At 61.1% G+C, this 26738-nt stretch carries 18 protein-coding genes and 1 pseudogene; 11 read left to right on the forward strand and 8 right to left on the reverse strand.

The genetic code is table 11. The annotated features are described in order from the left end of the window. The first annotated feature begins 53 nt into the window (after window positions 1–53). The 3 genes from PSH76_RS06220 to PSH76_RS06230 all read left to right on the forward strand — a co-directional run bounded on the left by PSH76_RS06220 (window position 54) and on the right by PSH76_RS06230 (window position 2002). Complete coding sequence (locus PSH76_RS06220; protein WP_305493751.1) at window positions 54–443, forward strand: winged helix-turn-helix domain-containing protein; 390 nt, start codon at window positions 54–56, stop codon at window positions 441–443. After that, window positions 430–897 (forward strand): transglycosylase SLT domain-containing protein, encoded by a 468-nt coding sequence (locus PSH76_RS06225; protein WP_305493752.1) that lies wholly within the window; start codon window positions 430–432, stop codon window positions 895–897. Before PSH76_RS06220 ends, PSH76_RS06225 begins: the two co-directional genes overlap by 14 nt. A gap of 85 nt (window positions 898–982) precedes the next feature. Then, complete coding sequence (locus PSH76_RS06230; RefSeq protein WP_305493753.1) at window positions 983–2002, forward strand: quinone-dependent dihydroorotate dehydrogenase; 1020 nt, start codon at window positions 983–985, stop codon at window positions 2000–2002. Window positions 2003–2123: 121 nt separating this feature from the next. On the opposite strand, the gene rmf is transcribed toward PSH76_RS06230, so the two are convergent. Beyond that, window positions 2124–2339, reverse strand: a complete 216-nt coding sequence (gene rmf, locus PSH76_RS06235) for a ribosome modulation factor (RefSeq protein WP_002553055.1) — start codon at window positions 2337–2339, stop codon at window positions 2124–2126. A 531-nt stretch (window positions 2340–2870) separates the two neighbouring features. Here rmf and rlmKL point away from each other — a divergent pair. Next, window positions 2871–5135, forward strand: a complete 2265-nt coding sequence (rlmKL, locus tag PSH76_RS06240; RefSeq protein ID WP_032895809.1) for a bifunctional 23S rRNA (guanine(2069)-N(7))-methyltransferase RlmK/23S rRNA (guanine(2445)-N(2))-methyltransferase RlmL — start codon at window positions 2871–2873, stop codon at window positions 5133–5135. A 253-nt stretch (window positions 5136–5388) separates the two neighbouring features. Beyond that, entirely contained in the window at window positions 5389–7767 is a 2379-nt protein-coding gene (locus PSH76_RS06245) for a diguanylate cyclase (protein WP_305493754.1), read from the forward strand. A gap of 60 nt (window positions 7768–7827) precedes the next feature. Here the strand turns inward: PSH76_RS06245 and dacB are convergent, their stop codons facing one another. After that, window positions 7828–9288 (reverse strand): D-alanyl-D-alanine carboxypeptidase/D-alanyl-D-alanine-endopeptidase, encoded by a 1461-nt coding sequence (gene dacB, locus PSH76_RS06250; protein ID WP_032895812.1) that lies wholly within the window; start codon window positions 9286–9288, stop codon window positions 7828–7830. 236 nt (window positions 9289–9524) lie between these two features. Between dacB and PSH76_RS06255 the strand changes: the two genes are divergently transcribed. Beyond that, the gene (locus PSH76_RS06255) at window positions 9525–9869 is read left to right on the forward strand and encodes a YggL family protein (RefSeq protein WP_003193255.1); all 345 of its coding nucleotides are present in this window, start codon (window positions 9525–9527) and stop codon (window positions 9867–9869) included. Between the two features lie 36 nt (window positions 9870–9905). Here PSH76_RS06255 and PSH76_RS06260 read toward each other — a convergent pair whose 3' ends face one another. Continuing rightward, the gene (locus PSH76_RS06260; protein ID WP_019820510.1) at window positions 9906–11096 is read right to left on the reverse strand and encodes a benzoate/H(+) symporter BenE family transporter; all 1191 of its coding nucleotides are present in this window, start codon (window positions 11094–11096) and stop codon (window positions 9906–9908) included. A gap of 338 nt (window positions 11097–11434) precedes the next feature. On the opposite strand from PSH76_RS06260, the gene PSH76_RS06265 reads away from it, so the two are divergent. Next, window positions 11435–12199, forward strand: coding sequence for a GntR family transcriptional regulator (locus tag PSH76_RS06265; protein ID WP_014719469.1), 765 nt, complete (start codon window positions 11435–11437; stop codon window positions 12197–12199). A 140-nt stretch (window positions 12200–12339) separates the two neighbouring features. Here PSH76_RS06265 and guaD read toward each other — a convergent pair whose 3' ends face one another. The 4 genes from guaD to xdhA form a co-directional block, all read right to left on the reverse strand. Then, window positions 12340–13644 carry a guanine deaminase gene (gene guaD, locus PSH76_RS06270; RefSeq protein WP_032895814.1) on the reverse strand — a complete coding sequence of 435 codons (1305 nt, stop codon included), beginning with the start codon at window positions 13642–13644 and terminating at the stop codon, window positions 12340–12342. A 12-nt stretch (window positions 13645–13656) separates the two neighbouring features. Then, entirely contained in the window at window positions 13657–14496 is an 840-nt protein-coding gene (gene xdhC, locus PSH76_RS06275; protein WP_098950668.1) for a xanthine dehydrogenase accessory protein XdhC, read from the reverse strand. 123 nt (window positions 14497–14619) lie between these two features. Then, complete coding sequence (xdhB, locus tag PSH76_RS06280; RefSeq protein ID WP_098950669.1) at window positions 14620–17019, reverse strand: xanthine dehydrogenase molybdopterin binding subunit; 2400 nt, start codon at window positions 17017–17019, stop codon at window positions 14620–14622. After that, window positions 17012–18460 carry a xanthine dehydrogenase small subunit gene (xdhA, locus tag PSH76_RS06285; RefSeq protein WP_305493755.1) on the reverse strand — a complete coding sequence of 483 codons (1449 nt, stop codon included), beginning with the start codon at window positions 18458–18460 and terminating at the stop codon, window positions 17012–17014. Before xdhA ends, xdhB begins: the two co-directional genes overlap by 8 nt. 280 nt (window positions 18461–18740) lie before the next feature. Here xdhA and PSH76_RS06290 point away from each other — a divergent pair, with 280 nt between their 5' ends. From PSH76_RS06290 to ligA, 4 genes are all read left to right on the forward strand, one after another. Then, on the forward strand, window positions 18741–19400 hold the full coding sequence (locus PSH76_RS06290; protein WP_032895818.1) for a GntR family transcriptional regulator: 660 nt from the start codon (window positions 18741–18743) through the stop codon (window positions 19398–19400). Window positions 19401–19402: 2 nt separating this feature from the next. Continuing rightward, window positions 19403–22891: a chromosome segregation protein SMC gene (gene smc, locus PSH76_RS06295; protein ID WP_056786678.1), complete on the forward strand. Its 3489-nt coding sequence runs from the start codon at window positions 19403–19405 to the stop codon at window positions 22889–22891. Window positions 22892–23149: 258 nt separating this feature from the next. Beyond that, window positions 23150–24013 carry a cell division protein ZipA gene (zipA, locus tag PSH76_RS06300; RefSeq protein WP_032895820.1) on the forward strand — a complete coding sequence of 288 codons (864 nt, stop codon included), beginning with the start codon at window positions 23150–23152 and terminating at the stop codon, window positions 24011–24013. A gap of 87 nt (window positions 24014–24100) precedes the next feature. Beyond that, window positions 24101–26467 carry an NAD-dependent DNA ligase LigA gene (gene ligA, locus PSH76_RS06305; RefSeq protein WP_305493756.1) on the forward strand — a complete coding sequence of 789 codons (2367 nt, stop codon included), beginning with the start codon at window positions 24101–24103 and terminating at the stop codon, window positions 26465–26467. 122 nt (window positions 26468–26589) lie between these two features. On the opposite strand, the pseudogene PSH76_RS06310 reads toward ligA, so the two are convergent. Beyond that, a pseudogene (locus PSH76_RS06310) lies at window positions 26590–26706 on the reverse strand (outer membrane lipoprotein carrier protein LolA); the annotation flags it as partial. Window positions 26707–26738 lie beyond the last annotated feature (32 nt).

Genomic DNA, 26738 nt, shown 5'->3' on the forward strand with positions numbered 1-26738 from the left:
AGCTGGTCACACAATAAGGATTTGAATGTCAGTAGTCGACTACAGAGGTGCGTATGGCCGTCGTGACGGATGAAACGACGACGTCCCTGGTTTTCGCGCGTTGGACCTTGCATGGCGACGGCCGGTTGACGGGCGTGGAGGCGGATATTCAGTTGCCTCCCAAGGAGGGGCACGTGCTGCGGTTGCTGCTGGCCTCCGGTGGCGCGCTGATGACCAAGGACCGTTTGCTGGAACTGGCCTGGCCTCGGGGCGAAGTGGCCGAAGAGTCACTTACGCGGTGCATTTATTCCCTGCGCAAGCACTTGAAGGCCGACAAAGGCTTTATCAAGACGATTTATGGCAAGGGCTATCGCTTTACCTGCCCGGTGCGCACAGGTGATCAACCCAAGGCAGTGGCACACGTGTGCGCCATCTGTGGTCAGGCCAGCAATGTCCAGGGTTAAGGCATGGGGCAAAGGCCTGGTGCTCGGGGTATTGATGGGCAGCAGCCAGGCCTGGGCCTTTTGCTGGGAAGAGGCGGCCAGCCGCTACGACCTTGAGCCAGAGTTGCTGCAAGCTATCGCCTCGGTCGAATCGGGTTACCGGGCGCAAGCGATGAACTACACCAACCGCAATGGCACGCGGGATATCGGCTTGATGCAAATCAACAGCATCCACTTGCCGCGCTTGCTCAAGCAGGGCATTACCGAAGAACGGCTGTTGAGCGAGCCTTGCCTGTCGGTGGAAGTAGGCGCCTCGATTCTTGCCGAATTCATCCAGCGTTTTGGCTACAACTGGACGGCGGTGGGGGCTTACAACGTGGGGCCGGGGCCCGGGCCACAGCGTGAGGCATTGCGTCTGCGCTACGCCGAAAGGATCTGGGTGCGTTATGAGGCGTTGACGGCGCAACGTCAATGAGATCAGGTGGCACGCCTCGCATGCAGGCCGCCACCCTGGCTATAATCAGCGCCACCTTTTGTCGCCATCCGAGTCTAGCCCGCCCATGTATACCCTGGCCCGCCAGCTGTTGTTCAAACTCTCCCCGGAAACCTCCCACGATCTGTCCCTGGACCTGATCGGTGCTGGTGGCCGCCTGGGGCTCAATGGCCTGGTATGCAAGGCACCGACGAAAGTACCGGTGTCGGTGATGGGGCTGAACTTCCCCAACCCGGTCGGGCTGGCAGCCGGCCTGGACAAGAACGGCGCGGCCATCGACGGGTTTGCGCAGTTGGGTTTCGGCTTTGTCGAAATCGGTACCGTGACGTCGCGGCCGCAACCGGGCAACCCCAAGCCGCGTATTTTCCGCCTGCCGGAAGCGGAGGCAATCATCAATCGCATGGGCTTCAACAACCTCGGGGTCGACCATCTGCTGTCGCGGGTTCAGGCGGCGAAGTACACCGGCATCCTGGGTATCAACATCGGCAAGAACTTTGACACGCCGGTGGAGCGTGCGGTGGATGACTACCTGATTTGCCTGGACAAGGTCTACGCCCACGCCAGCTATGTCACCGTCAACGTCAGCTCGCCCAACACCCCGGGCCTGCGCAGCCTGCAATTTGGTGATTCCCTCAAGCAACTGCTCGAAGCCTTGCGCCAGCGCCAGGAAGACTTGGCCGTGCGTCATGGCAAGCGTGTGCCGCTGGCTATCAAGATCGCGCCGGACATGAGCGATGAAGAAACCGTACTGGTGGCCCAGGCCCTGGTGGATTCAGGGATGGATGCGGTGATTGCGACCAACACCACCCTCAGCCGCGTGGGCGTCGAAGGCCTGGCTCATGGTGACGAGGCGGGCGGCCTGTCGGGCGCGCCGGTGCGTGACAAGAGCACCCATATCGTCAAGGTGCTGGCGGCCGAGTTGGCCGGGCGTTTGCCGATCATCGCGGTGGGCGGTATCACCGAAGGCAAGCACGCGGCTGAGAAGATCGCAGCTGGCGCCAGCCTGGTGCAGTTGTACTCCGGTTTTATCTACAAAGGCCCGGCGCTGATTCGCCAGTCGGTGGATGCCATCGCTGCCTTACGCTGAGCAGGCAATAAAAAGGGCTCCATGAAGGAGCCCCTGGGCCGAAGCCCGCCGCCCGGATGGGGCGCGCGTGGTTAAGTCGTTACAGATTCAAAGATGTGTGTGTCGCAATTAAATCCCCTGATTAGCCGACGGCGTGAAGTTCGTTGAGTCTGTGGATGCCCGCAGTGCCAGTCATACCGTCCCAGTTGTCGCCGCGTCCTTCTCGCCAGCCGTTGATCCAGGCTTGGCGTACCGACGGTAGAGTAAATGGGCAAAGCTCACGGGATTTTCCATGAACGCCATATTGATATCCGCGTAAAAATGCTCTTTCCAACGGATCACGCTTAAGTCTTCTCATAGGGTGTTTCCCTCACTTGTTGACTGTCTAGATATCCTTCGGCCTTGTCCAAGGCCGGGCAGAGTTTTTCTGCCGTTGGTGGGCTCGCTGCCGGCGTGGCGAGCCAAGTGTTGGCACCGTTACGGCGCCAACCTGTGTTGAGTTCTAACCAATAGGTCACATGTATTCAATGATCGTTTTGTCATAAGCACGTAACGATAACGATGCTATAGCCATAAGCTGGGCTGGTTATTCGCCCCTTTTATAGGGCAAAGCCAGCTATGATGTGCCCTGCAAAGAGGAAAGGTTTAATTCCTTAGTGAGAATGCCCGCCTGTTGCAGTCGGTTATTATTCGACGAAGGGTCGGAATATTTCTTTTTGTTGCGCAACATTCTTCTTCTGCCTCGCCCATAAAGGCTCAAGAGCCCGCCAGACGGGGTGGAACGGCACATTCGTGCCACGCGAGCACTCTTCGAGAAAAGTGCTTGATTGAAAACCGAACCGGCGATGCGTCGCCTGTTCACTTATTGCTGAAAAGCCTGGAATGCCCCATGTCGGACCGTTTTGAACTCTTCCTCACCTGCCCCAAGGGCCTCGAAGGCCTGCTGATCGAGGAAGCCGTCGGGCTTGGCCTTGAGGAAGCCCGCGAGCACACCTCGGCCGTGCGCGGCATGGCCGACATGGAAACCGCCTACCGCTTGTGCCTCTGGTCGCGCCTGGCCAACCGCGTGTTGCTGGTGCTCAAGCGCTTCCCGATGAAAGACGCCGAGGATCTTTACCACGGCGTGCTGGACATCGAATGGGCTGACCACATGGTCCCCGACGGTACCCTCGCGGTGGAGTTCAGCGGCCATGGCTCGGGCATCGACAACACCCACTTCGGCGCGCTGAAGGTCAAGGATGCGATTGTCGACAAACTGCGCACCCCGACCGGCGAACGTCCGTCCATCGACAAGATCAACCCTGACCTGCGCATTCACCTGCGCCTGGACCGTGGCGAAGCCATCCTGTCCCTGGACCTCTCCGGCCACAGCCTGCACCAGCGCGGCTACCGCCTGCAGCAGGGCGCGGCACCGCTGAAGGAAAACCTGGCGGCGGCGATCCTGATCCGCGCCGGCTGGCCGCGTATTGCAGCCGAAGGCGGCGCACTCACCGACCCGATGTGCGGTGTGGGTACCTTCCTGGTCGAGGGCGCGATGATCGCCGCCGACATGGCCCCCAACCTCAACCGTGAACTCTGGGGGTTCACCACCTGGCTGGGCCACGTCCCGGCGCTGTGGAAAAAACTGCACGCAGAAGCCACTGAGCGTGCCGCCATCGGCATGAACAAGCCGCCGTTGTGGGTGCGTGGCTATGAAGCCGACCCACGCTTGATCCAGCCTGCTCGCAATAACATCGAGCGCGCCGGGCTGAGTCACTGGATCAAGGTGTACCAGGGCGAAGTCGGCACGTTCGAGCCGCGCCCGGACCAGAACCAGAAAGGCCTGGTCATCTGCAACCCGCCTTACGGCGAGCGCTTGGGTGATGAAGCCAGCCTGTTGTACCTCTACCAGAACCTCGGTGAGCGTCTGCGCCAGGCCTGCATGGGCTGGGAAGCGGCGGTGTTCACCGGCGCGCCAGACCTGGGCAAGCGCATGGGTATCCGTAGCCACAAACAGTATTCGTTCTGGAACGGCGCATTGCCGTGCAAGTTGCTGCTGATCAAGGTCAACCCGGATCAGTTTGTCACTGGCGAGCGCCGTACCCCGGAGCAGCGCCAGGCCGAACGTGAGCAAGCGGCTTACGACCAGGCCCCGAGCGAGCCGGCAGAGCGTCAGTACAACAAGAACGGCAACCCGATCAAACCCGCCCCGGCCCCTGTGGTGGAGCAGGCGCGCTTGAGCGAAGGCGGGCAGATGTTTGCCAACCGCCTGCAGAAGAACCTCAAGCTGTTGGGCAAATGGGCCAAGCGCGAAGGCGTGGATTGCTACCGTGTGTATGACGCCGACATGCCTGAGTACTCCATGGCGATCGACCTGTACCACGATTGGGTGCACGTGCAGGAATACGCCGCGCCAAAATCCATCGACCCGGAAAAAGCCTCGGCCCGCATGTTCGATGCCCTGGCGGCCATTCCCCAGGCACTGAACGTCGACAAGAGCCGTGTAGTGGTCAAGCGCCGTGAGCGTCAGAGCGGCACCAAGCAATACGAGCGTCAGAGTGCCCAAGGTAAATTCACCGAGGTCAGCGAAGGCGGCGTTAAGTTGCTGGTCAACCTCACCGATTACCTGGACACCGGCCTGTTCCTCGACCACCGCCCGATGCGCATGCGCATTCAGAAGGAAGCGGCGGGCAAGCGTTTCCTCAATTTGTATTGCTACACCGCCACCGCCAGTGTGCATGCTGCCAAGGGCGGCGCGCGCAGCACCACCAGCGTCGACCTGTCCAAGACCTACCTGGACTGGGCGCGTCGCAACTTCTCCCTCAACGGCTTTTCCGACAAGAACCGCCTGGAACAGGGTGACGTGATGGCGTGGCTGGACGCGAGCCGCGATGAATTCGACATGATCTTCATCGACCCGCCGACCTTCTCCAACTCCAAGCGCATGGAAGGCATCTTCGACGTGCAGCGTGACCATGTGCAGTTGCTCGACCTGGCCATGGCGCGCCTGGCGCCGGGTGGCGTGCTGTACTTCTCCAACAACTTCCGCAAGTTCCAGCTGGAAGACAACCTCAGCGAACGCTATGCGGTCGAGGAAATCAGCGACAAGACCATCGACCCGGATTTTGCGCGCAATGCCAAGATCCACCGCGCCTGGAAAATCACCGCACGCTGATTCTCCCCTGTAGGAGCGAGCTTGCTCGCGAAGATCGTCAACGATACCGCGGATATCCTGGATGAACGCGGTGCCTGTGAGTTTTTCGCGAGCAAGCTCGCTCCTACAGTAAGCCTCTGTGGCGAGGGAGCTTGCTCCCTCGCCCACAATAAGTCCGTGACGGTTTTACGCTGGTCAAACACCCTGCCGATGGCTATAACTTAAGCCCTAGCCAAAGTGACACCCCCGCACACTGGCGCTGTGAGTGTTGCCTATGCCGATGCAAGTCGTTCGCCCGAAAATCCTTGGTTTTATCAGTGAGCAGGCATCGGCTTGGCTGGTGGCATTGATGGTGTTGTTGATCGGTAGCGCGCTGACGGTGGTCGTCGCGTGGGCGGCATCCGACTTATATCAGCAACAGGTGCGCCAGCGGTTCCAGTTGCTGGTCAACGAGCGCTACACCCGCATCCAGGAACGTTTTGAAGACCAGGAGCAACGCCTGGGCAGCTTGCAGCGTTTCTTCGTCAATTCCGGCGAGGTGTCTCGCGCCGAGTTCGACGGTTTCGCCAAACCGCTGTTGTTGCATGCCCGTGCTTATGCCTGGGCTCCACGGATATTTCGCACGCAGCGCAGCCTGTTTGAGCAGGACATTTCTCGCCAGCGCGGCATTCCTTTCAGTATCCGCGAACTGAATACTGCAGGTGAGTTGGCGCCAGCGGCCGAACGCGATGAATACGTACCGGTGCTGTACAGCCAGACACAAAGTCTGCTGGGCTCGCCGCTGGGCTTTGATTTGCTGGCCCAACCCCTGCGTCGCTCAGCCCTGGAGCGTGCGCAACAAAGCGGCCAGTTGGCGGTGTCGCAACCCATGCAACTGGTGGGGGTGGAACCCGCTTATGCGGCAGGCGTGTTGTTGGTGGCGCCCGTGAGCAAGCTCGCAGGTGCCGAGCCCTACGGCTATGTGATGGCGGTGATCAGCATGCGTCAGCTGGTAGCCGAGGGGTTGCCCAGGCCCAACCGGGACAACCTGGTGATGCAGATCGTAGACACTTCCGACACCCAGCAACGGGTGTTGTATGCCTCCAGCAACGCCTTGGGCAGCAGTGGCTTGACGGCTGCGCGCCGCCTCACCCTAGGCGACCATGTCTATGCCCTGAGCCTGAGCGCCAGCGAAGTGTTCGACAGGGCCAACCATTCCTCGATGCACGCCATTCTGGCGATGGGCGTGTTGCTCAGCGCCTTGCTCAGTGCGCTGCTTTACATGCTGGTGAGCCAGCGCCAGCGCGCACTGAAACTGGTGGAGCAACGCACCGTGCAATTGCGTGCCCGTGAGCAGGAGTTGCGTGGCGCCCATGGGCAACTGCGCAGTGTGCTGAATGCGGCGACTCAAGTGGCGATCATTGCCACGGACCTGCGCGGCGTGATCAACACCTTCAATGCCGGTGCCGAGCAGATGCTGGGCTTTACGGCCGAGGAGGTGCTGGGGCATATGACCTTGGACCGTCTGCACGTAGCCATGGAACTCGACGCCCGCGCTGAGCCGTTGAGCAGGGCGCTGGGCAAGCGCATCCCCGCGAGCCAGGCGATGCTGGTGGAGAGCCCGGACAGTCAACATGAAGGCCGTGAGTGGACGCTGGTGCGCAAGGACGGCAGCCAACTGACGGTCAACATGTTGCCGACCGTGCTCTTGGATGACCATGGCCTGTGGGTCGGGCACCTGGCGATTTACCTGGATGTCACCGAGCAAAAGCGCGCCTATGAGGCCCTTGCCGTACGCGACCGCCTGCTGAAAAAACTCAGCGCCCATGTGCCGGGTGGGATCTTCCAGTTCACCCTGGAGCCCCAAGACACCTGGCGTTTCATCTATGCCAGCGAAGGCATGCGCGATATCTATGAAATCGAGCTGGGCGTGCTGCAGCAGGATGCGGGCAAGGTGCTGGAGCGCATTCATCCTTTGGACCTGGAGCGCGTACGTGCGTCGATACGCCTGTCTGCGTTGCAACTGAGCCATTGGCGCGAAGAATACCGCGTGCAATTACCCCAGCGAGGCCTGCGCTGGATTCGCGGGGAAGCGACGCCGGAAGAGTTACCTGGAGGCGGTACGCTTTGGCACGGTTATGTGTCGGATATTTCTGATCTCAAACGGGTCGAGGAAGAACTGCGTGCGCTGTCCATCACCGACTCCCTGACAGGGATCTATAACCGTCGCTATTTCCAGGATCGCCTCAAGGGCGAAATGCTCCGGCTCAACCGTATGTCTGGCGCGCTGTCGTTGATCATGCTCGATATCGACCACTTCAAGCGCATCAACGATCAGCACGGCCATGCCGTGGGCGACGGCGTGCTGCAGGAGTTGTGCAAGCGTATCGGCCAACGCTTGCGCCGCACCGATGTATTTTGCCGGATCGGCGGGGAAGAGTTTGTGGTGCTGTGCCCCAACACCGATGGCGCCCAGGCCTACAGCCTGGCGATGCAGTTGTGGCAGTCGCTGCGCGATGCGTCGATGGAGCCGGTGGGGGTGGTTACCGCCAGTTTTGGCGTGGCCAGTTGGCGGGTCGATGAAGGTATCGATGGCTTGCTGCTGCGCGCGGATTCGGCGGTGTATGTGGCCAAGCAGGCGGGCAGAGATCGGGTGCAGGTGTGTGGTCGCTGAGACGCGCTGATCGTTGATGATCGTTCCCACGCAGAGCGTGGGAACGATCAGAGGGAGGCTTTAGAGGATCGGCGCGGCGGCAACGGCCTTCGGCTGGCGATACAGGTCCAGCAGCACCTGATCCAGCACCGACGAGGCTCCCCACGGCTTGGAGTCGTTGAGAATCGCCACTACCGCCCAGGTATTGCCATTGTTGTCGCGGCTGTAGCCGGCGATGGCGCGTACGGTGTTCAAGGTGCCGGTCTTCACATGGGCTTCGCCGCGCAGGGCGGTGGTTTTCAGGCGTTTACGCATGGTGCCGTCGGTGCCGGCGATGGGCATCGAGCTGATGTACTCCGCCGCATAAGGACTTTTCCACGCCGCTTGCAGCATGGCCGCCATCTCGCGGGCGCTGACCCGTTCGGCGCGGGACAGGCCGGAGCCGTTTTCCATCACCAGGTGCGGCGCGGTGATGCCTTTCTTGGCCAGCCACTGGCGCACGACGCGTTGCGCGGCCTTGGCATCGTCGCCATCGGCATCGTTGCGAAACTGTGCACCCAGGCTCAGGAACAACTGCTGGGCCATGGTGTTGTTACTGTATTTGTTGATGTCGCGGATGATCTCCGCCAGGTCCGGTGAGAAGGCGCGAGCCAGGACTTTGGCATCCTTGGGCACCGGTGCCTGGATATCACGGCCCTGGATGGTGCCGCCCAACTCCTTCCAGATCGCCCGCACGGCGCCTGCGGTGTAGGTGGCGTGGTCGAGCAGCGACAGGTAGGTCTGCGAGCTGCAGCCATCACCCAGTTGGCCGCTGACGGTCACGGTCACGCTGCCATCGGCGGCGGTCACCGGGCTGTAGCGCACGTCACCGGTGCACTGTTTGGCGTTGGTGACTTTCACCTGGTTGTCGATGCGAATGCTGGCAATCGGCGGCTCGACCGACACGATCACCCGCCCTGAATCATTGCGGGTTACAAAGCGTAGGGCCTTGAGGTTGACCAGCAAGGCGTCGGGCTTGACCAGGAATGGCTTGTTCTCATCGTTGCCGTCGTCGTTGAACTCGGGCAATTGCGGCTGGTTGAAGAAGTTGCGGTCCAGCACCAGGTCGCCGGTGACTTGCTGCACACCATTGGCGCGCAGGTCGCGCATCAGCAGCCAGAGTTTTTCCATGTTCAGCTTGGGGTCGCCGCCGCCCTTGAGGTACAGGTTGCCGCGCAACACGCCGCCGCTGAGGGTGCCATCGGTGTAGAACTCGGTCTTCCACTGATGGTTGGGGCCGAGCATTTCCAGGGCCGCGTAAGTGGTGACCAGCTTCATGGTGGAGGCCGGGTTCACCGAGACGTCGGCGTTGAAAACCGTAGGGGTACCAGGGCCGTTCAGGGGCAGCATCACCAGGGATAGCGCGGTATTTTGCAGCTTGGCCTTCTGCAAGGCCTGGGCAACGCTGGGTGGCAGGGTGTTATTGACGGGCGCGGCGCAAACGGAAAAGGCCAGGGGCAAGACAACACTGGCAAGTAACACTGAACGCAAAGATTTGATCATAAGAAATAAAACCCTACTGCTGAGGAGGGTGAAAAAGGCGAGGGGTATGGAAGAAAATCCCTCAGTGGTCACGAAAGTGTCGGCATTATGCCCCAAGCTGGCGCCACGTGTAGCTGAACGATAGCTGCTAATCGTGGTTTTTTTGCGCGCATTTGCACGTCGGTCCCAGAGAGTCGGGCAATTGCCGCCTTAAACTGCTAAAGTGCCGCCCGTTAATACTTATGAGGATTGTTCCAATGGCGACTAACCGTTCCCAGCGTCTGCGCAAAAAACTGTGCGTTGATGAATTTCAAGAGCTGGGTTTCGAACTGAACCTGGACTTCAACGAAGGCCTGAGTGAAGAAGCTATCGACGCTTTCCTCGAAGCATTCATCAAAGAAGCCATGGAAGCCAACGGCCTGGGCTATGTGGGCGGCGATGACTACGGTCTGGTTTGCCTGCAGAAGCGTGGCTCGGTCTCCGAAGAGCAGCGTGCTGCGGTCGAAGCCTGGCTGAAAACCCGTTCCGAGCTGACCAAGGCTGAAGTCAGCCCGTTGCTGGACGTGTGGTATCCGGAAAAGCCGATCAACGCGGCTAAGTGATACTGAAAAAACGGCGACCTGAGGGTCGCCGTTTTTTTATGCCTTGCGCCAATTCAGAATCAGCAGCGTCAACACCCCCGCCACAATCCCCCAGAACGCCGACCCGATGGAAAACAACGTCAAGCCTGACGCGGTGACCATAAAGGTGATCAGCGCCGCTTCCCGTTCCTTCGGCTCATTCATGGCGATGCTCAAGCCATTGATGATCGAGCCAAACAACGCCAACGCCGCAATCGACAGCACCAACTCCTTGGGCAACGCCGCAAAGAGTGCCGCCAGCGTGGCGCCGAACACCCCGGCAATGCCGTAGAACACCCCGCACCACACCGCCGCGGTGTAGCGTTTGTTGCGGTCTTCATGGGCATGGGGCCCGGTGCAGATCGCGGCGCTGATCGCTGCCAGGTTGATGCCGTGGGAGCCGAACGGTGCCAGCACCAATGAAGCCAGACCAGTGGTGGTGATCAACGGTGAAGCCGGCACCGTGTAGCCGTCGGCCCGCAGCACCGCAACGCCTGGCATATTCTGCGAGGTCATGGCCACCACGAACAGCGGGATGCCGATGCTGATGGTCGCCGCCAGCGAGAAGTGCGGCGTGGTCCATACGGGCGTCGCCACTTCCAGATGAAAGCCGCTGAAGTCCAGCAGCCCCATCAGCCCTGACAAGGCGGTGCCGATGAGCAAGGCGGCCAGCACGGCATAGCGCGGCGACAGACGCTTGATGATCAGGTAGGTGAAGAACATCCCCAGCACCAGCCCGGTGCGGTGCTGGGCGGCGACGAAAATTTCGCTGCCGATCTTGAACAGAATCCCCGCCAGCAGCGCTGCCGCCAGTGACGCCGGAATCCGCTTGACCAGCTTCTCAAAGCTGCCGGTCAACCCGCAGAGCGTCACCAGTACCGCGCAAGTGATGTAGGCACCGATGGCCTCGCCATAGCTCACGCCGCCAAGGCTGGTGATCAGCAGCGCCGCGCCAGGGGTGGACCAGGCGATGGTGATGGGGGTGCGATAGCGCAGGGACAGGCCGATGCTGCACACCGCCATGCCGATGGAAATTGCCCAGATCCATGAAGATATCTGCGCGGTGGTCAAGCCGGCGGCCTGGCCGGCCTGGAACATCAGCACCAGGGAGCTGGTGTAGCCGGTCATCATGGCGATAAAGCCGGCGACGACGGCCGACGCAGAAGTGTCGGCCAGTGGGCGCAAGGGCGCTTGGGTGGCGTCGGTCATGGAGAGGTGTTCCTTTTACCTGACTCCGCACGCTGTAGGAGCGAGCTTGCTCGCGAAAATCGCCAACGATAACGCGGGCAATCAGATTAAACGCGGCGCCCTTGGGTTCTTCGCGAGCAAGCTCGCTCCTACAGTGGGATGTCGTTCATGGGAAATCGTGGAATCAAGCCTAAACTCAAACGTAACGAGTCATTGCAATACAGCCGAGCCCGCAAACAGCCGTACAGTGTGTTGGCGCAGTGGGTTGTGTACAATGTGCGCTGTTTTTAGGTGATACTTGCCAGCGACACGCTGTTGCCGTATTACCGTTAATTCGCCGTTCTCAAACCCGAGTGCCCATGAACGAACAGTTGCAACCTCTCAAGAAACAACCGCGAGCCGGCAAGGCCGGTCGCAGCGGAACCCAGGACGATATCGTCTATGCGCATATCTTCGAGGCGATCCTTGAACAACGCCTGGCGCCCGGAACCAAATTGAGTGAAGAGGCACTGGGCGAGATCTTCGGCGTGAGCCGCACCATCATTCGCCGCGCGCTGTCGCGCCTGGCCCATGAAAGCGTGGTACTGCTGCGGCCCAATCGCGGTGCGGTGGTTGCCAGCCCAAGCGTCGAAGAAGCGCGCCAGGTGTTCATGGCCCGGCGCCTGGTGGAGCGGGCGATCACGGAGTTGGCGGTGCAGCACGCCACGGCCGAGCAGTTGGCCGAGTTGCGCCAGATGGTCAACGACGAGCGCGACAGCTTCTCCCGTGGTGACCGTGGCGCCGGTATCCGCCTCTCCGGCGAATTCCACTTGAAGCTGGCCGAAGCCGCGAAGAACGCGCCGCTGATCAGCTTCCAGCGCAGCCTGGTGTCGCAGACGTCATTGATCATCGCCCAGTACGAAAGCGGCAACCGCTCGCACTGTTCCTACGATGAACACACCCAGTTGATCGATGCGATCGAAGCACGGGATGCGACGTTGGCGGTGAACTTGATGATGCATCACATGGATCACATCGACAGCAAGCTCAACCTCGATGAAGAGAGCGCGTCGGATGATTTGCATGCGGTGTTTTCGCATTTGTTGCAGACCAAGAAGCCAGGGCGTTCTTCAGTAAAACTCTAGTTTCCCTGGCTCACTGAGAACAAAATTGTGGGAGCGGGCTTGCTCGCGAATGCGGTGGATCAGTCAATATACCTAGAGACTGACACTGCGCATTCGCGAGCAAGCCCGCTCCCACATTTGTTTCGATGGTGTATCCGAAATCAGCGCTGGTGCACGAGCTGCCCGGCTGCATAGGTCTGTAGCACCGTCCGGTCATCCCCCAGCGTCATCAGTACAAACAACGTCTCGGCAATGTTATTGGCCTGTTTCAGGCGATAGCTCAGCAGCGGCGTGGCGTTGTAATCCAGTACCAAAAAGTCCGCATCGGTGCCCGGCTGCAAGGTGCCGATCTTGTCTTCCAGGCGCAACGCCCGGGCGCCGCCCAGGGTTGCCAGGTACAGCGACTTGAACGGGCTCAACCGCGCACCTTGCAGTTGCATGACCTTGTACGCTTCGTTCAGGGTTTGCAGCAGCGAGAAGCTGGTGCCGCCGCCCACGTCGGTGCCCAGGCCCACGTTTAGGTTGTGTTTTTCGGCCATCGGCAGGTTGAACAAGCCACTGCCGAGGAAGAGGTTCGAGGTCGGGCAGAACGCGACTGCCGAGCCGGTCTCTGCCAGCCGTGCGCATTCGTCGTCACACAGGTGTACGCCGTGGGCAAACACCGAGCGCTCGCCGAGCAGCTTGTAGTGGTCGTAGACATCCAGGTAGCCGTTGCGCTCCGGGAACAGCTCGTTTACCCACTCGATTTCCTGCTTGTTCTCGCTGATGTGGGTCTGCATGTACAGATCTGGGTATTCGCCTAGCAACTGCCCGGCCAGCGTCAGTTGTTCCGGCGTGCTCGTAGGCGCGAAGCGGGGCGTCACCGCGTAATGCAGGCGCCCCTTGCCGTGCCAGCGTTCGATCAGTGCCTTGCTTTCCTGGTAGCCGGATTCGGCGGTGTCGGTCAGGTAGTCCGGTGCGTTGCGGTCCATCATCACCTTGCCGGCAATCATGCGCAGGTCGAGTTTCTCGGCCGCTTCAAAGAATGCATTCACCGATTGCGGGTGCACGCTGCCGAACACCAGCGCGGTGGTGGTGCCGTTACGCAGCAGTTCCTTGATGAAGATATCCGCGACTTCTTCGGCGTGAGCCTGGTCGGCAAACTGGCTTTCACAGGGGAAGGTGTAGGTGTTGAGCCAGTCCAGCAACTGTTCGCCATAGGCGCCGACCATACCGGTCTGCGGCAAGTGGATATGGGTGTCGATCAAGCCAGGGGTGATCAGCGCGTCCTGGTAATGGGTGATGTCGATATCGGCGGGCAGGCTCGGCAGCAGGTCGCTGGCGTGGCCAAGGGCGCTGATCTGGCCGTTGTCGATCACCAGCAGGCCGTCCTCGAAATATTCATAGGAGGCTTCGATCCCAACAACGGCAGGGTCGGCGATGCTGTGCAGGATGGCGGCACGGTAGGCTTTGCGAGTCAAAGGCATGATCGTCTCGATTTAGATAGCGTGGCTGCGGCGCGAAGCCGGCAGCAGTTTGGCAATAGGTTCGGCGCCGGCAAGGTGCTGGCCGAAATTGGCGTTATAGGTGGCGATGATTTCGCCGGCGATGGAGATGGCGATTTCCACCGGAAGCTTGCCCTTGACCTCGGGGAGGCCCATGGGGCAGCGCATGCGCTGTAACTGCGTGGCATCAAAGCCACGGTCACGCAGGCGGTGTTCAAATTTGACCCGCTTGGTTTTCGAGCCGATCAGGCCGAAGTAGGCGAAGTCGTTGCGCTTGAGCAGGGCGGCGGTCAGTTCCAGGTCCAGTGCGTGGTTGTGGGTCATGACGATGCAGTAACTGCCTGCCGGCAAGTCGGCAATTTCGTCGACCGGCTCTTCGCTGACGATTTTACGCACGCCTTGGGGGATATGCTGCGGGAATTCCTGCTCGCGGGAATCGATCCAGCGCACCCGGCAGGGCAGGCTTGCCAGCAATGGCACCAACGCACGGCCGACATGGCCGGCGCCAAATACGGCGATGTGCGCCTGCGCCTGGCCCATGGGCTCGAACAGCAACACGGTGACGCCGCCGCAGCACTGGCCCAGGCTGGCACCGAGGCTGAAGCGCTCCAGATGGGTGTTTTGCTGGCCACGCACCAGCATGTCCCGGGCGATCTGCATCGCCTTGTATTCCAGGTGCCCGCCGCCGATGGTGTCGAAGGTTTGCGCGGCGCTGATGACCATTTTGGAACCGGCGTTGCGCGGGGTGGAGCCGAGTTCTTCGATGATGGTCACCAGTACGCAGGGTTCGCCCTGGTTTTGCAGGGTGGCGAGGGCGCTGATCCAGTTGTCCATGTCTACCTCAACATTTCTGCTGTTAGTTCGGCCGCTATCGCAGGCAAGCCAGCTCCCACATTTGATCGGGTTCGCACCTCAAAATGTGGGAGCCGGGCTTGCCCGCGATGGCAGCGCCTGGGTCTAGAGCGAAGCCAATTCAGTGTCAGCCTCGACAGCTTTCGCCACCTGCAACTGCCGCATCTGCTCACACCCCCACAACACCCGCTCCGGCGTCGCCGGCGCATCAATGTGGGGCTGATGGCGATAATCACCGAGGCTCGCTACCGCATCCTTGATCGCACACCACGACGCAATCCCGAGCATGAACGGCGGCTCGCCCACGGCCTTGGAGTGGAACACCGTGTCCTCCGGGTTCTTGCGGTTCTCCACCAGCTTCACTCGCAGGTCCAGCGGCATGTCGGCCACCGCCGGGATTTTGTAGCTGGCCGGGCCGTTGGTCATCAGCTTGCCCTTGTTGTTCCACACCAGCTCTTCCATGGTCAGCCAGCCCATGCCCTGAATGAAGCCGCCTTCGACCTGGCCGATGTCGATGGCCGGGTTCAGCGAGGCGCCCACATCGTGCAAGATGTCGGTGCGCAGCATTTTGTATTCGCCGGTCAGGGTGTCGACGATTACTTCGCAGCAAGCCGCGCCGAACGCGTAGTAGTAGAACGGCCGCCCGCGTGACTGGCTGCGGTCGTAGAAGATTTTCGGGGTCTTGTAGAAGCCTGTGCTGGAGAGCGACACCTGGGCGAAATACGCCTGCTGGATCAACGCTTCGAAGCTGAGGATCTGCTCGCGCACGCGCACATGGCCGTTGCGAAACTCCACGTCCGCCTCGCTCACGTCGTACTTGCGCGCCGCAAATTCCACCAGGCGCTGCTTGATGGTTTCGGCCGCATTCTGCGCGGCCTTGCCGTTCAGGTCGGCGCCGCTGGAGGCGGCCGTGGGCGAGGTGTTAGGCACCTTGTCGGTGTTGGTGGCGGTGATCTGGACGCGGTCGATGTCGACCTGGAATACCTCGGCTACGACTTGCGCCACCTTGGTATTCAAGCCCTGGCCCATCTCGGTGCCGCCGTGGTTCAGGTGGATGCTGCCGTCGGTGTAGATATGGATCAGTGCGCCCGCCTGGTTGAGGAAGCTGGCGGTGAACGAAATACCGAATTTCACCGGGGTCAGCGCCAAGCCCTTTTTCAGGATCGGGCTGTGGGCGTTGTACAGCCGGATCGCTTCGCGGCGCTCGGCATATTGGCTGCTGGCTTCCAGCTCGGCGGTCATTTCTTCGAGCATGTTGTGCTCGACGGTCTGGTAGTAGTGGGTGACGTTGCGCTCGGTCTTGCCGTAGTAGTTGGCCTTGCGCACCGCCAGCGGGTCTTGGCCCAGATGGCGCGCGATGGCGTCCATCACCTCTTCGATGGCGACCATGCCCTGGGGGCCGCCAAAGCCGCGATAGGCGGTGTTGGAGGCGGTGTTGGTCTTGCAGCGATGGCCGTTGACCGTGGCGTCGCCCAGGTAATACGAGTTGTCGGCGTGGAACATGGCGCGGTCGACAATCGAGTTGGACAGGTCCGGCGAACAGCCGCAGTTACCTGCCAGCTCCAGGTTGATGCCGTGCAGGCGGCCGGTGTCGTCAAAGCCCACGTCGTATTCGATATAGAAGGGGTGGCGCTTGCCGGTCATCAGCATGTCTTCGACCCGTGGCAGGCGCATCTTGGTCGGCTGGCCGGTGAGGCGCGCCACCACGGCGCACAGGCACGCCGGGCTGGCGGCCTGGGTTTCCTTGCCGCCAAAACCACCGCCCATGCGGCGCATGTCCACCACAATCTTGTTCATCGACACATCCAGCACTTCGGCCACCAGCTTTTGCACTTCGGTGGGGTTTTGCGTGGAGCAGTAGACGATCATGCCGCCGTCTTCGGTGGGCATCACCGAAGAGATCTGGGTTTCCAGATAAAAATGTTCCTGGCCACCGATATGCAAGGTGCCCTGGATGCGGTGCTTGGCGCTTGCCAGCGCAGTGGCCGAATCGCCGCGTTGGTGGGTGTGACTGTCGAGCACGAAATGCTTGTTGCGAAATGCCTCGACCACATCCAGCACCGGCTCCAGGTCTTCATATTCGATCACCGCTGCCATCGCCGCTTTGCGTGCGGTTTCCAGGTCGCGGGCGGCCACGGCCAGCACCACCTGGCCGACGAACTGCACGGTGTCGATGGCCAGCAGCGGGTCGCCGGGCATCAGCGGGCCGATGTCTTTCAGGCCCGGCACGTCTTCGTGGGTGATGACTATGCGTACGCCGTCGAAGGCATAGCAGGGCGCGGTGTCGATGCTGATGATGCGGGCGTGGGCGCGGTCGGACATGCGCGCATACAGGTGCAACTGGTTGGGGAATTCCAGGCGGTCGTCGATGTACTGCGCTTCACCGCTGACGTGCTTGGCGGCGCTGTCATGCTTGACGCTGCGACCGACCCCGGTGGTGAGGTCCTGGGCAAACAGTGCGGCAAGTTCGGCCTGGGTTTTTACCACGGCGTGATGGTTAGACATAAGCGGTCACCCGAGTCTCGATGTGCGGCGTTTGCAGTTCGATGAAGTATTTGCGCAGCAGGTTCTGCGCGCTGAGCAGGCGGTATTCCTTGCTGGCGCGAAAGTCCGACAGTGGGGTGAAGTCCTGTGCCAGGGCGGCGCAGGCTTTCTCGACCGTGGCCAAGTTCCAGATGGCGCCCACCAACGCGGCCTCGCAATTTTTTGCGCGTTTTGGTGTAGCGGCCATGCCTCCGAAGGCAACGCGAGCCGCGCTGACCACACCGTTGTCGATCTTCAGGTTGAACGCCGCGCACACGGCGGAAATATCGTCGTCCAGTCGCTTGGACACCTTGTAGGCCCGAAACAGCGTGTGGCCCTTGGGCACGATAATGGTCTCGATGAATTCGCTGTCCTGGCGCGCGGTGACGCGGTAATCGATGAAGTAGTCTTCCAGCGCCAGGGTACGGCGGGTGTTGCCCTTGCACAGTACGATCTGCGCGCCCAGAGCTATCAGCAACGGCGGCGAATCCCCAATGGGCGAAGCGTTGCCGATATTGCCGCCCAGGGTGCCCTGGTTGCGAATTTGCAGGGAGGCGAAGCGCTGCAGCAGTTCGCCGAAGTCCGGGTATTCGTGGTGCAGCGCGGCGTAGCAATCGGAGAGGGCGGTGGCCGCGCCGATTTCCAGGCGGTCGTCGAACTGCTCGATGCGCTTCATGGCTTCAATGTTGCCCACGTAGATCATCACCGGCAGGGTGCGGTGGAACTGGGTGACTTCCAGCGCCAGGTCAGTGCCACCGGCCAGCAGGCGGGCCTGCGGGTAGGCGTCGTAGAGGTCGGCCAGGTCGGCGACGGTCAGCGGCACCAGGCAGCGCTTGTCACCGCTGTTGAGTTCACCGGTCTGGGTCGGCGCGATGGCCTTGAGGCGGGCGATGGTTTCAGCCTGGCGGCTGTCGAATTGATCCTGGGGTTTGTTGCAGCAGGCCTGTTCGGCGGCGGCGAGGATCGGGCGATAACCGGTGCAGCGACATAGGTTGCCGGCCAGGGCTTCATGGGCTTTCTGACTGTCGGGGGCGTCGCTGTTTTTTTGCAGGGCAAACAGCGACATCACAAAGCCTGGGGTGCAAAAGCCGCACTGCGAACCGTGGCACTCGACCATGGCCTGTTGCACGCTGTGCAGTTGGCCCTGGTGCTTGAGGTCTTCGACGCTGATCAGTTGTTTGCCGTGCAGTGACGACACAAATGTCAGGCAGGAGTTGAGGCTGCGATAACGAATCTGCTCGGCGCCTTGCTCGTCGATGTGCAGCTCGCCGACCACCACGGTGCACGCGCCACAGTCGCCACTGGCGCAGCCTTCCTTGGTACCGGGTTTGCCCACGTGCTCGCGCAGATAGTTAAGCACGGTCAGGTTGGGGTCCAGGGCGTGCTCGCTACGGAGTTCCTGGTTAAGTAAAAACTGGATCACGGAAGGCCTCGCAGACTCATTATTGTTGTTAACCGCTTTGCGCCGAATCTAGTCATGTCTGACTTTTCGGTCAATGGTTTTCTGACCTAAGGGTCAAGAAAATGCGGTCGCAACACGTTCAATTATGGTCCAGTCTTCTGGAACCGGCGTTTTTGGCGGCTTGCAGGCTTTCAACGTTGCTTATTTCATGCCAAATTCGCCACGGTGGGCGTAGCGCCATCAGCGGGCCAATGCGCTACACTGCCGCGCTTGTACCGATAGCAGATTTTGAAGGGAAAACATGACGTTCAAGGCGCCGGACAGTCTCGCCGAGCAAATTGCTCACCACCTCGCCGAACGTATCATTCGCGGCGATCTCAAGCCTGGGGAGCGGATCCAGGAACAGAAGGTCACGCTGGCGCTCAACGTCAGCCGTGGTTCCGTGCGCGAAGCCTTGCTGATCCTTGAGCGCCGCCATCTGATTGCGATCCTGCCGCGCCGTGGCGCCCACGTCACCGAACTCACCGCGCACAAGGTGCAGAGCCTGTGTACGTTGATGGGCGAGATGTACATCCTGCTCGGCAATGCGGTTGCCGAAGGCTGGCAGACCCAGGCCGACATGGCGCCGTTCCTGCAGATCCAGCAACGCCTGCAACTGAGCCTGGAGCGCGAGGACATCCGCGCCTTCGTCGAAGAAAGCTTCAACGTGATGCGCGCCGCTTACCCCTTCGCCAACAACCCGTATTTGCAGGAAACCGTTGAAAACCTGCAGCCGGCGATGAACCGCGCTTATTACCTGGCCCTGGATCAGCGCAAGGCGTCCATGAGCGAGTTCCAGGCGCTGTTCGCGCAATTGCTCGCTGCGGTGCTTGCCCGTGACCTGGTGCAGATTCGCCTGGTGCTCACAGCCTATTGCCAGCGCAGCAGTTCGCTGGTCATCGCAGCCTTGGCGGACGTCTAAGCGTGCGGCTCAAGTGCATCAAGTTGGCGGGGTTCAAATCCTTCGTCGACCCCACCACCGTGAACTTCCCCAGCAACATGGCGGCGGTGGTGGGGCCCAATGGCTGCGGCAAGTCGAACATCATCGACGCCGTGCGCTGGGTGATGGGCGAGAGCTCGGCGAAAAACCTGCGCGGCGAGTCGATGACCGACGTCATCTTCAACGGCTCCACCAGCCGCAAGCCGGTGAGCCAGGCCAGTATCGAACTGGTATTCGATAATTCCGACGGCACCCTAATCGGCGAATACGCGGCCTACGCGGAAATCTCCATCCGTCGTAAAGTCACCCGCGACAGCCAGAACAGTTACTTCCTCAACGGCACCAAGTGTCGTCGTCGCGATATCACCGATATCTTCCTCGGCACCGGCCTCGGTCCGCGCAGCTACTCGATCATCGAGCAGGGCATGATCTCCAAGCTGATCGAGGCCAAGCCCGAAGACCTGCGTAACTTTATCGAAGAAGCGGCCGGTATCTCCAAGTACAAGGAGCGCCGCCGCGAGACTGAAAACCGTATCCGCCGCACCCACGAAAACCTCGCCCGCCTCACCGACCTGCGCGAAGAACTGGAGCGCCAGCTCGAACGCCTGCACCGCCAGGCCCAGGCCGCCGAGAAGTATCAGGAATACAAGGGCGAGGAGCGCCAGCTCAAGGCGCAACTGTCGGCCCTGCGCTGGCAGGCATTGAATGATCAGGTGGGCCAGCGCGAAGCGATTATTGGCACCCAGGAAGTCAGCTTTGAAGCACTGGTGGCCGAGCAGCGTAACGCCGACGCCAGCATTGAACGCCTGCGTGACGGCCACCATGAGTTGTCCGAGCGCTTCAATCTGGTGCAGGGCCGCTTCTATTCGGTGGGCGGTGACATTGCTCGGGTCGAGCAGAGCATCCAGCACGGCCAGCAACGTTTGCGCCAGTTGCAGGACGACTTGAAGGAAGCCGAACGCGCACGCCTGGAAACCGAATCGCACCTGGGCCATGACCGCACCTTGCTGCTGACCCTGGGTGAAGAGCTGGACATGCTCACCCCCGAGCAGGAAATCACCAGCGCCGCCGCCGAAGAAGCCGCCGCCGCCCTGGAAGAATCCGAAACCACCATGCACGGTTGGCAGGAACAGTGGGACGCCTTCAACCTGCGATCCGCCGAGCCACGCCGCCAGGCCGAGGTGCAGCAGTCGCGCATCCAGCAGCTGGAAACCAGCATGGAACGCCTGGCCGAGCGCCAGCGCCGGCTGCAGGAAGAGCGCGTACTGCTCGCCGCCGACCCGGAAGACGCGGCAATCATGCAGTTGAGCGAGCAACTGGCCGAAAGCGAAATGACCCTGGAAGAGCTGGAGGCCAGCGAAGAACAGCAAGTGGAGCGCCTGGAGCAACTGCGTCAGCAATTGCACACCGCGACCCAGGCGCAGCAGCAGGCCCAAGGCGATTTGCAGCGGCTCAATGGTCGGTTGGCTTCGCTGGAAGCCTTGCAGCAAGCCGCGCTCGACCCCGGTACCGGCACCGCTGAATGGCTGCGCGATCAGCATTTGGCCGAGCGCCCGCGTCTGGCCGAAGGCTTGAAAGTCGAAGCCGGCTGGGAACTGGCGGTGGAAACCGTGCTGGGCGCCGATCTGCAAGCGGTGCTGGTGGATGATTTCGGCGGCTTCGACCTGGCCGGGTTTGCCCAGGGCGATTTGCGCCTGCTCAGCCCGGCGGCCGACGGTACGCGGGTGCCGGGCAGTTTGCTGGACAAGGTTGAGGCGGCGATAGATCTGTCGCCCTGGCTGGGCCAGGTCAGGCCGGTGGAGTCCCTTGAGCAAGCCCTGGCCCAGCGCGGCCAGTTGGCGGCCGGCGAAAGCCTGATCAGCCGCGATGGCTATTGGGTCGGCCGCCACTTCCTGCGCGTGCGCCGCGCCAGTGAAGCGGAAAGTGGCGTATTGGCCCGTGGCCAGGAAATCGTCAACCTGAGCGCCGAGCGTGAAGAACGCGAAGCCACCCTGGAAAGCCTGGAAACTGAATTGCAAACCCTGCGCGCCACCCAGCGCCAGCAGGAAACCGGCCGCGAACACCTGCGCCGTCTGTTGCAGGACGAAGCGCGCCAGCAAGGCGAGTTGAAAGCCCAACTGTCGGCGAGCAGGGCCAAGGTCGAACAATTGACCCTGCGCCGCACCCGTCTTGACGAAGAAGTAGCAGAGATGGGCGAACAGCGCGCCCTGGAACACGAACAGATCGGTGAAGCGCGCCTGCACTTGCAGGAAGCCCTCGACAGCATGGCCCTGGACACCGAACAGCGCGAATTGCTGTTGGCCCAGCGCGACAGCCTGCGCGAGCGCCTTGACCGCGTGCGCCAGGAAGCCCGGCAGCACAAGGATCACGCCCATCAGTTGGCCGTACGCCTGGGCTCGTTGCGCGCCCAGCATGATTCCACGCGCCAGGCCCTTGAGCGCCTGGAGATGCAGTCCGAACGCCTGACCGAAAAGCGCGAGCAACTGAGCCTCAACCTGGAGGAGGGTGAGGCGCCGCTGGAAGAGCTGCGCCTCAAGCTTGAGGAATTACTCGACAAGCGCATGACCGTCGACGTCGAACTCAAGACTGCACAGATCGCCCTGGAAGACGCCGACCGCGAACTGCGCGACGCCGAAAAGCGCCGCACCATGGCCGAGCAGCAGTCCCAGTTGATCCGCGGCCAGCTCGAACAACAGCGCATGGAATGGCAAGCCCTCAGCGTGCGCCGCAAGACCTTGCAAGACCAATTGCTGGAAGACGGCTATGACCTGCACGGCGTACTCAACACCCTGACCGCCCAGGCCAACGAGAAAGACGCCGAAGAAGAACTTGAACGGATTGCCGCACGTATTCAGCGCTTGGGCGCGATCAACCTCGCCGCCATTGATGAGTACCAGCAGCAGTCCGAGCGTAAACGTTATCTGGATGCCCAGGACGCCGATCTGGTGGAAGCCCTGGACACGTTGGAAAACGTGATCCGCAAGATCGACAAGGAAACCCGCAACCGCTTCAAAGATACCTTTGATCAGATTAATGGCGGTTTACAGGCGTTATTCCCAAAAGTTTTCGGTGGTGGCAGCGCCTACTTGGAACTGACGGGCGAAGATCTACTCGATACAGGGGTAACGATCATGGCGCGGCCTCCGGGCAAGAAGAACAGCACCATCCATTTGTTGTCCGGCGGCGAGAAAGCCCTGACCGCATTGGCCCTGGTATTTGCCATCTTCAAGTTGAACCCGGCGCCGTTCTGCATGCTCGACGAAGTTGACGCACCGCTGGATGACGCTAACGTTGGACGCTACGCTCGGTTGGTTAAAGAGATGTCCCAGACCGTGCAGTTCATCTATATCACCCACAACAAGATCGCCATGGAAATGGCCGACCAGTTGATGGGCGTGACGATGCATGAGCCGGGATGTTCGCGATTGGTAGCAGTGGATGTGGAAGAGGCGATGGCGATGGTGGAATCCTGAGCCATGCCGGAGAGAGAATTTACCGCGCGGCGTAGGGCGATTTACCGGTCTGGGGAAAGTGGCAAATGGACATATTTGTTCAAGGCATTTTGACAGACGGTGTAAAGTTATCTTTGGTCGTGCTAGTTTAATGTCAATTTTTCGTGTGCGTGGGCAAAACGTCAGTCAGAACATAGAGTTGGCGCCACGTTTTAAAGCGGTTTGCACGGTGCTAAACCCCTTATTTTTCAGCATTTTTTATTAGAGGCACGGGATTACATGGAAATCGGTCTGCGCGAGTGGCTGATCGTCATCGGCATTATTGTCATTGCCGGTATTCTTTTTGATGGCTGGCGCCGCATGCGCGGTGGCAAGGGCAAGCTTAAGTTCCGTCTGGACCGAAACCTGTCCAACTTGCCTGACGACGACGGCGCCGCCGAGCTGCTGGGGCCGCCCCGTGTGCTGGATACCCATAAAGAGCCGCAACTGGACGAGCACGACCTGCCGTCGATGAGCGCGCCGCTGCGTGAAGCCCGTGAGCCATCGTCCAAACGCGGCAAGCGCGGGAGCGCGGCGGTTGCCGAGCCGCACCAGGGCGACCTGAACCTCGACGTCGATGATGGCCCGAGCTTCAGCAGCCGCGATGACGATTTCCCGGACGAGACGTCCAGCAAGAGCGCGGCACGCCAATCGGTGAACGATCAGCCGGCGGCCGAAGAAGTCTTGGTCATCAGCGTGATCTGCCGCGACGCCGGCGGTTTCAAAGGCCCGGCACTCTTGCAGAACATCCTCGAAAGCGGCCTGCGTTTCGGCGAGATGGATATCTTCCATCGTCACGAAAGCATGGCCGGTAACGGCGAAGTGCTGTTCTCCATGGCCAACGCGGTCAAGCCGGGCACCTTCGATCTGGACGATATCGACCTGTTCAGCACCCCGGCGGTGAGCTTCTTCCTTGGCCTGCCAGGCCCGCGCCACCCCAAACAAGCGTTCGACGTGATGGTGGCCGCCGCCCGCAAGCTGTCCCAGGAACTCAACGGCGAGCTCAAGGACGACCAACGCAGCGTGCTTACCGCTCAGACCATCGAACACTACCGTCAGCGCATCGTCGAGTTCGAGCGTCGCGCCCTGACACAGAAACGCTGAGGATCGATCTTAAGCGTTGTCTGTAGAATCCGTGCACTAACATATTGAGCAGCTTCGGCTGCTCTTTTGCTTTATGAGAGAACACCCATGACCGCCGCCCATACCCGCATTCTCGAACTGCGCGCTGAACTGGATCAGCACAACTACCGCTACCACGTCCTCGACGAGCCGAGCATCCCGGACGCCGAGTACGACCGCCTGTTCCACGAGCTCAAGGCCCTGGAGGCCGAGCACCCGGAACTGGTGACGCGTGATTCGCCGACGCAGCGGGTCGGCAGTGCGGCGCTGTCGGCGTTCACCCAGGTCAAGCACGAGATCCCGATGCTCAGCCTGGGCAACGCCTTCGATGAAACCACCATGCTGGAGTTTGATCGCCGGGTCACCGAGGGCCTTGATCTGCCGGTGGGCGATCTGTTTGGCGCTGGCGCGGCGGTGGAATACAGCTGCGAGCCGAAGCTGGACGGCCTGGCGGTCAGCCTGCTGTACCAGGATGGTGAACTGGTGCGCGGTGCCACCCGGGGTGACGGCACCACCGGCGAGGACATCAGCGTCAACGTGCGCACCGTGCGCAATATCCCTCTGAAACTGCACGGCACGGGCTGGCCGGCCACCCTGGAAGTGCGCGGTGAAGTGTTCATGTCCAAGGCCGGTTTCGAGCGATTGAACGCCTCGCAACTGGAAGTGGGCGGCAAGACCTTCGCCAACCCGCGCAACGCCGCAGCAGGCAGCCTGCGCCAACTGGACTCGAAGATCACCGCCAGTCGCCCGCTGGAATTCTGCTGCTATGGCATCGGCCAAGTGACCGCGGATATCAGCGACACCCATATCGGCAACCTCAAGCAGTTGCAGCAGTGGGGCATGCCGATCAGCCACGAATTGAAGCTGGCCAAGGGTATCCAGGAATGCCTGGACTACTACCGCGACATCGGCGAGCGCCGCAATGCGCTGGGCTACGAAATCGACGGCGTGGTGTTCAAGGTCAACAGCATTGCCTACCAGCGTGAACTGGGCTTCCGCGCCCGCGAGCCGCGCTGGGCGATCGCGCACAAATTCCCGGCCATGGAAGAACTCACCGAGCTGCTCGACGTGGAATTCCAGGTCGGCCGTACCGGTGCGGTGACGCCGGTGGCGCGCCTCAAACCGGTCAAGGTGGCCGGCGTGACCGTGTCCAATGCCACCCTGCACAACATGGACGAAGTGGCACGCCTGGGGCTGATGATCGGCGACACCGTGATCATCCGCCGCGCCGGTGATGTGATTCCGCAGGTGGTCTCGGTGGTCACCGAACGCCGCCCGGAAAACGCCCGCGCCGTGCAGATCCCGCAAAATTGCCCGGTGTGCGGTTCCCATGTGGAGCGCACGCAACTGGTCAAGCGCAGCAAGGGCAAGGAAACCATCAGCGAAGGTGCGGTGTACCGTTGCGTCGGGCGCCTGGCCTGCGGTGCACAGCTCAAGCAGGCGATCATTCATTTCGTCTCTCGCCGGGCCATGGACATCGACGGCCTGGGTGATAAGACCATCGAGCAACTGGTGGATGAACAGCTCATCGGTTCGCCGGCCGATCTTTACAAACTCAAATACGAACAGATCATCGACCTGGAAGGCTTTGCCGATATCTCCAGCAAGAAGCTGATCAGCGCTATCGAAAACAGCAAGACCCCAACCCTCGCGCGCTTTATCTACGCCCTGGGCATTCCCGATGTGGGCGAGGAAACGGCCAAGGTTCTGGCGCGCTCGCTGGCGTCCCTGGAGCGTGTACAAAAGGCATTGCCAGAGGTGCTGACGTACTTGCCGGATGTCGGGCTGGAAGTGGCCCATGAGATCCATAGCTTCTTTGAAGACGGCCACAACCAGCAGGTGATTGGCGCACTGTTGTCGCCGGACGAATGCGGCCTGCAATTGCAGGAGCAGGGCGAGCTCAGCGCCGAATTCGCCGCCAGCACCACCTTGGGCGGTTTGCTCGACAAGCTGCACGTACCTTCGGTGGGGCCGGGCGCGGCGCAGAAGCTCGCGGACAAGTTCGGTTCCCTGGAAGGCGTCATCAAGGCTGACTGGCTCGATATGCGCCAGGCGCTGCCCGAGAAGCAAGCCAAGGCTGTACGGGAGTTTTTCGACAATGCCGACAACGCCAACCATGCCCTGGCCATCGAGCAACAGCTCAAGGACTTCGGCATGCACTGGCAGAGCGAGAAAAAGCTCGTCGAAGGCTTGCCTGAAGCCGGGCACACCTGGGTACTCACCGGCTCCCTGGAGTTGATGAGTCGCGATGTGGCCAAGGACAAGCTCGAAAGCCTGGGGGCCAAGGTGGCCGGTTCCGTTTCGGCGAAAACCCACTGCGTGGTGGCCGGGCCGGGCGCCGGTTCGAAATTGGCCAAGGCCAATGAGCTGGGCCTGAAAGTACTGGACGAGGAGGCCTTCGTCGCCTTCCTGGCCAAGCACAACATCACCGTCTGATTGATCGTCCCCACGCTCCGCGTGGGAACGCATCCTATGACGCTCCGCGTCACGGCCTTCGCGCAGACGCAGAGCGTCCAAGGCGGCATTCCCACGCGGAGCGTGGGAACGAGCTCTCAACCTGTAGGAGCGAGCTTGCTCGCGAAGATCCGGAGGGCGCCGCTGTGAACCAGGCGCCCCGCGTTATCGTTGACGATCTTCGCGAGCAAGCTCGCTCCTACAGGGAGCAGTTGAACGATCCCGAGCGAGAAATGATCTAGTCTCTGTCACC

Source organism: Pseudomonas sp. FP215, assembly GCF_030687795.1.
GTDB classification, from domain to species: Bacteria; Pseudomonadota; Gammaproteobacteria; order Pseudomonadales; family Pseudomonadaceae; genus Aquipseudomonas; species Aquipseudomonas salmasensis.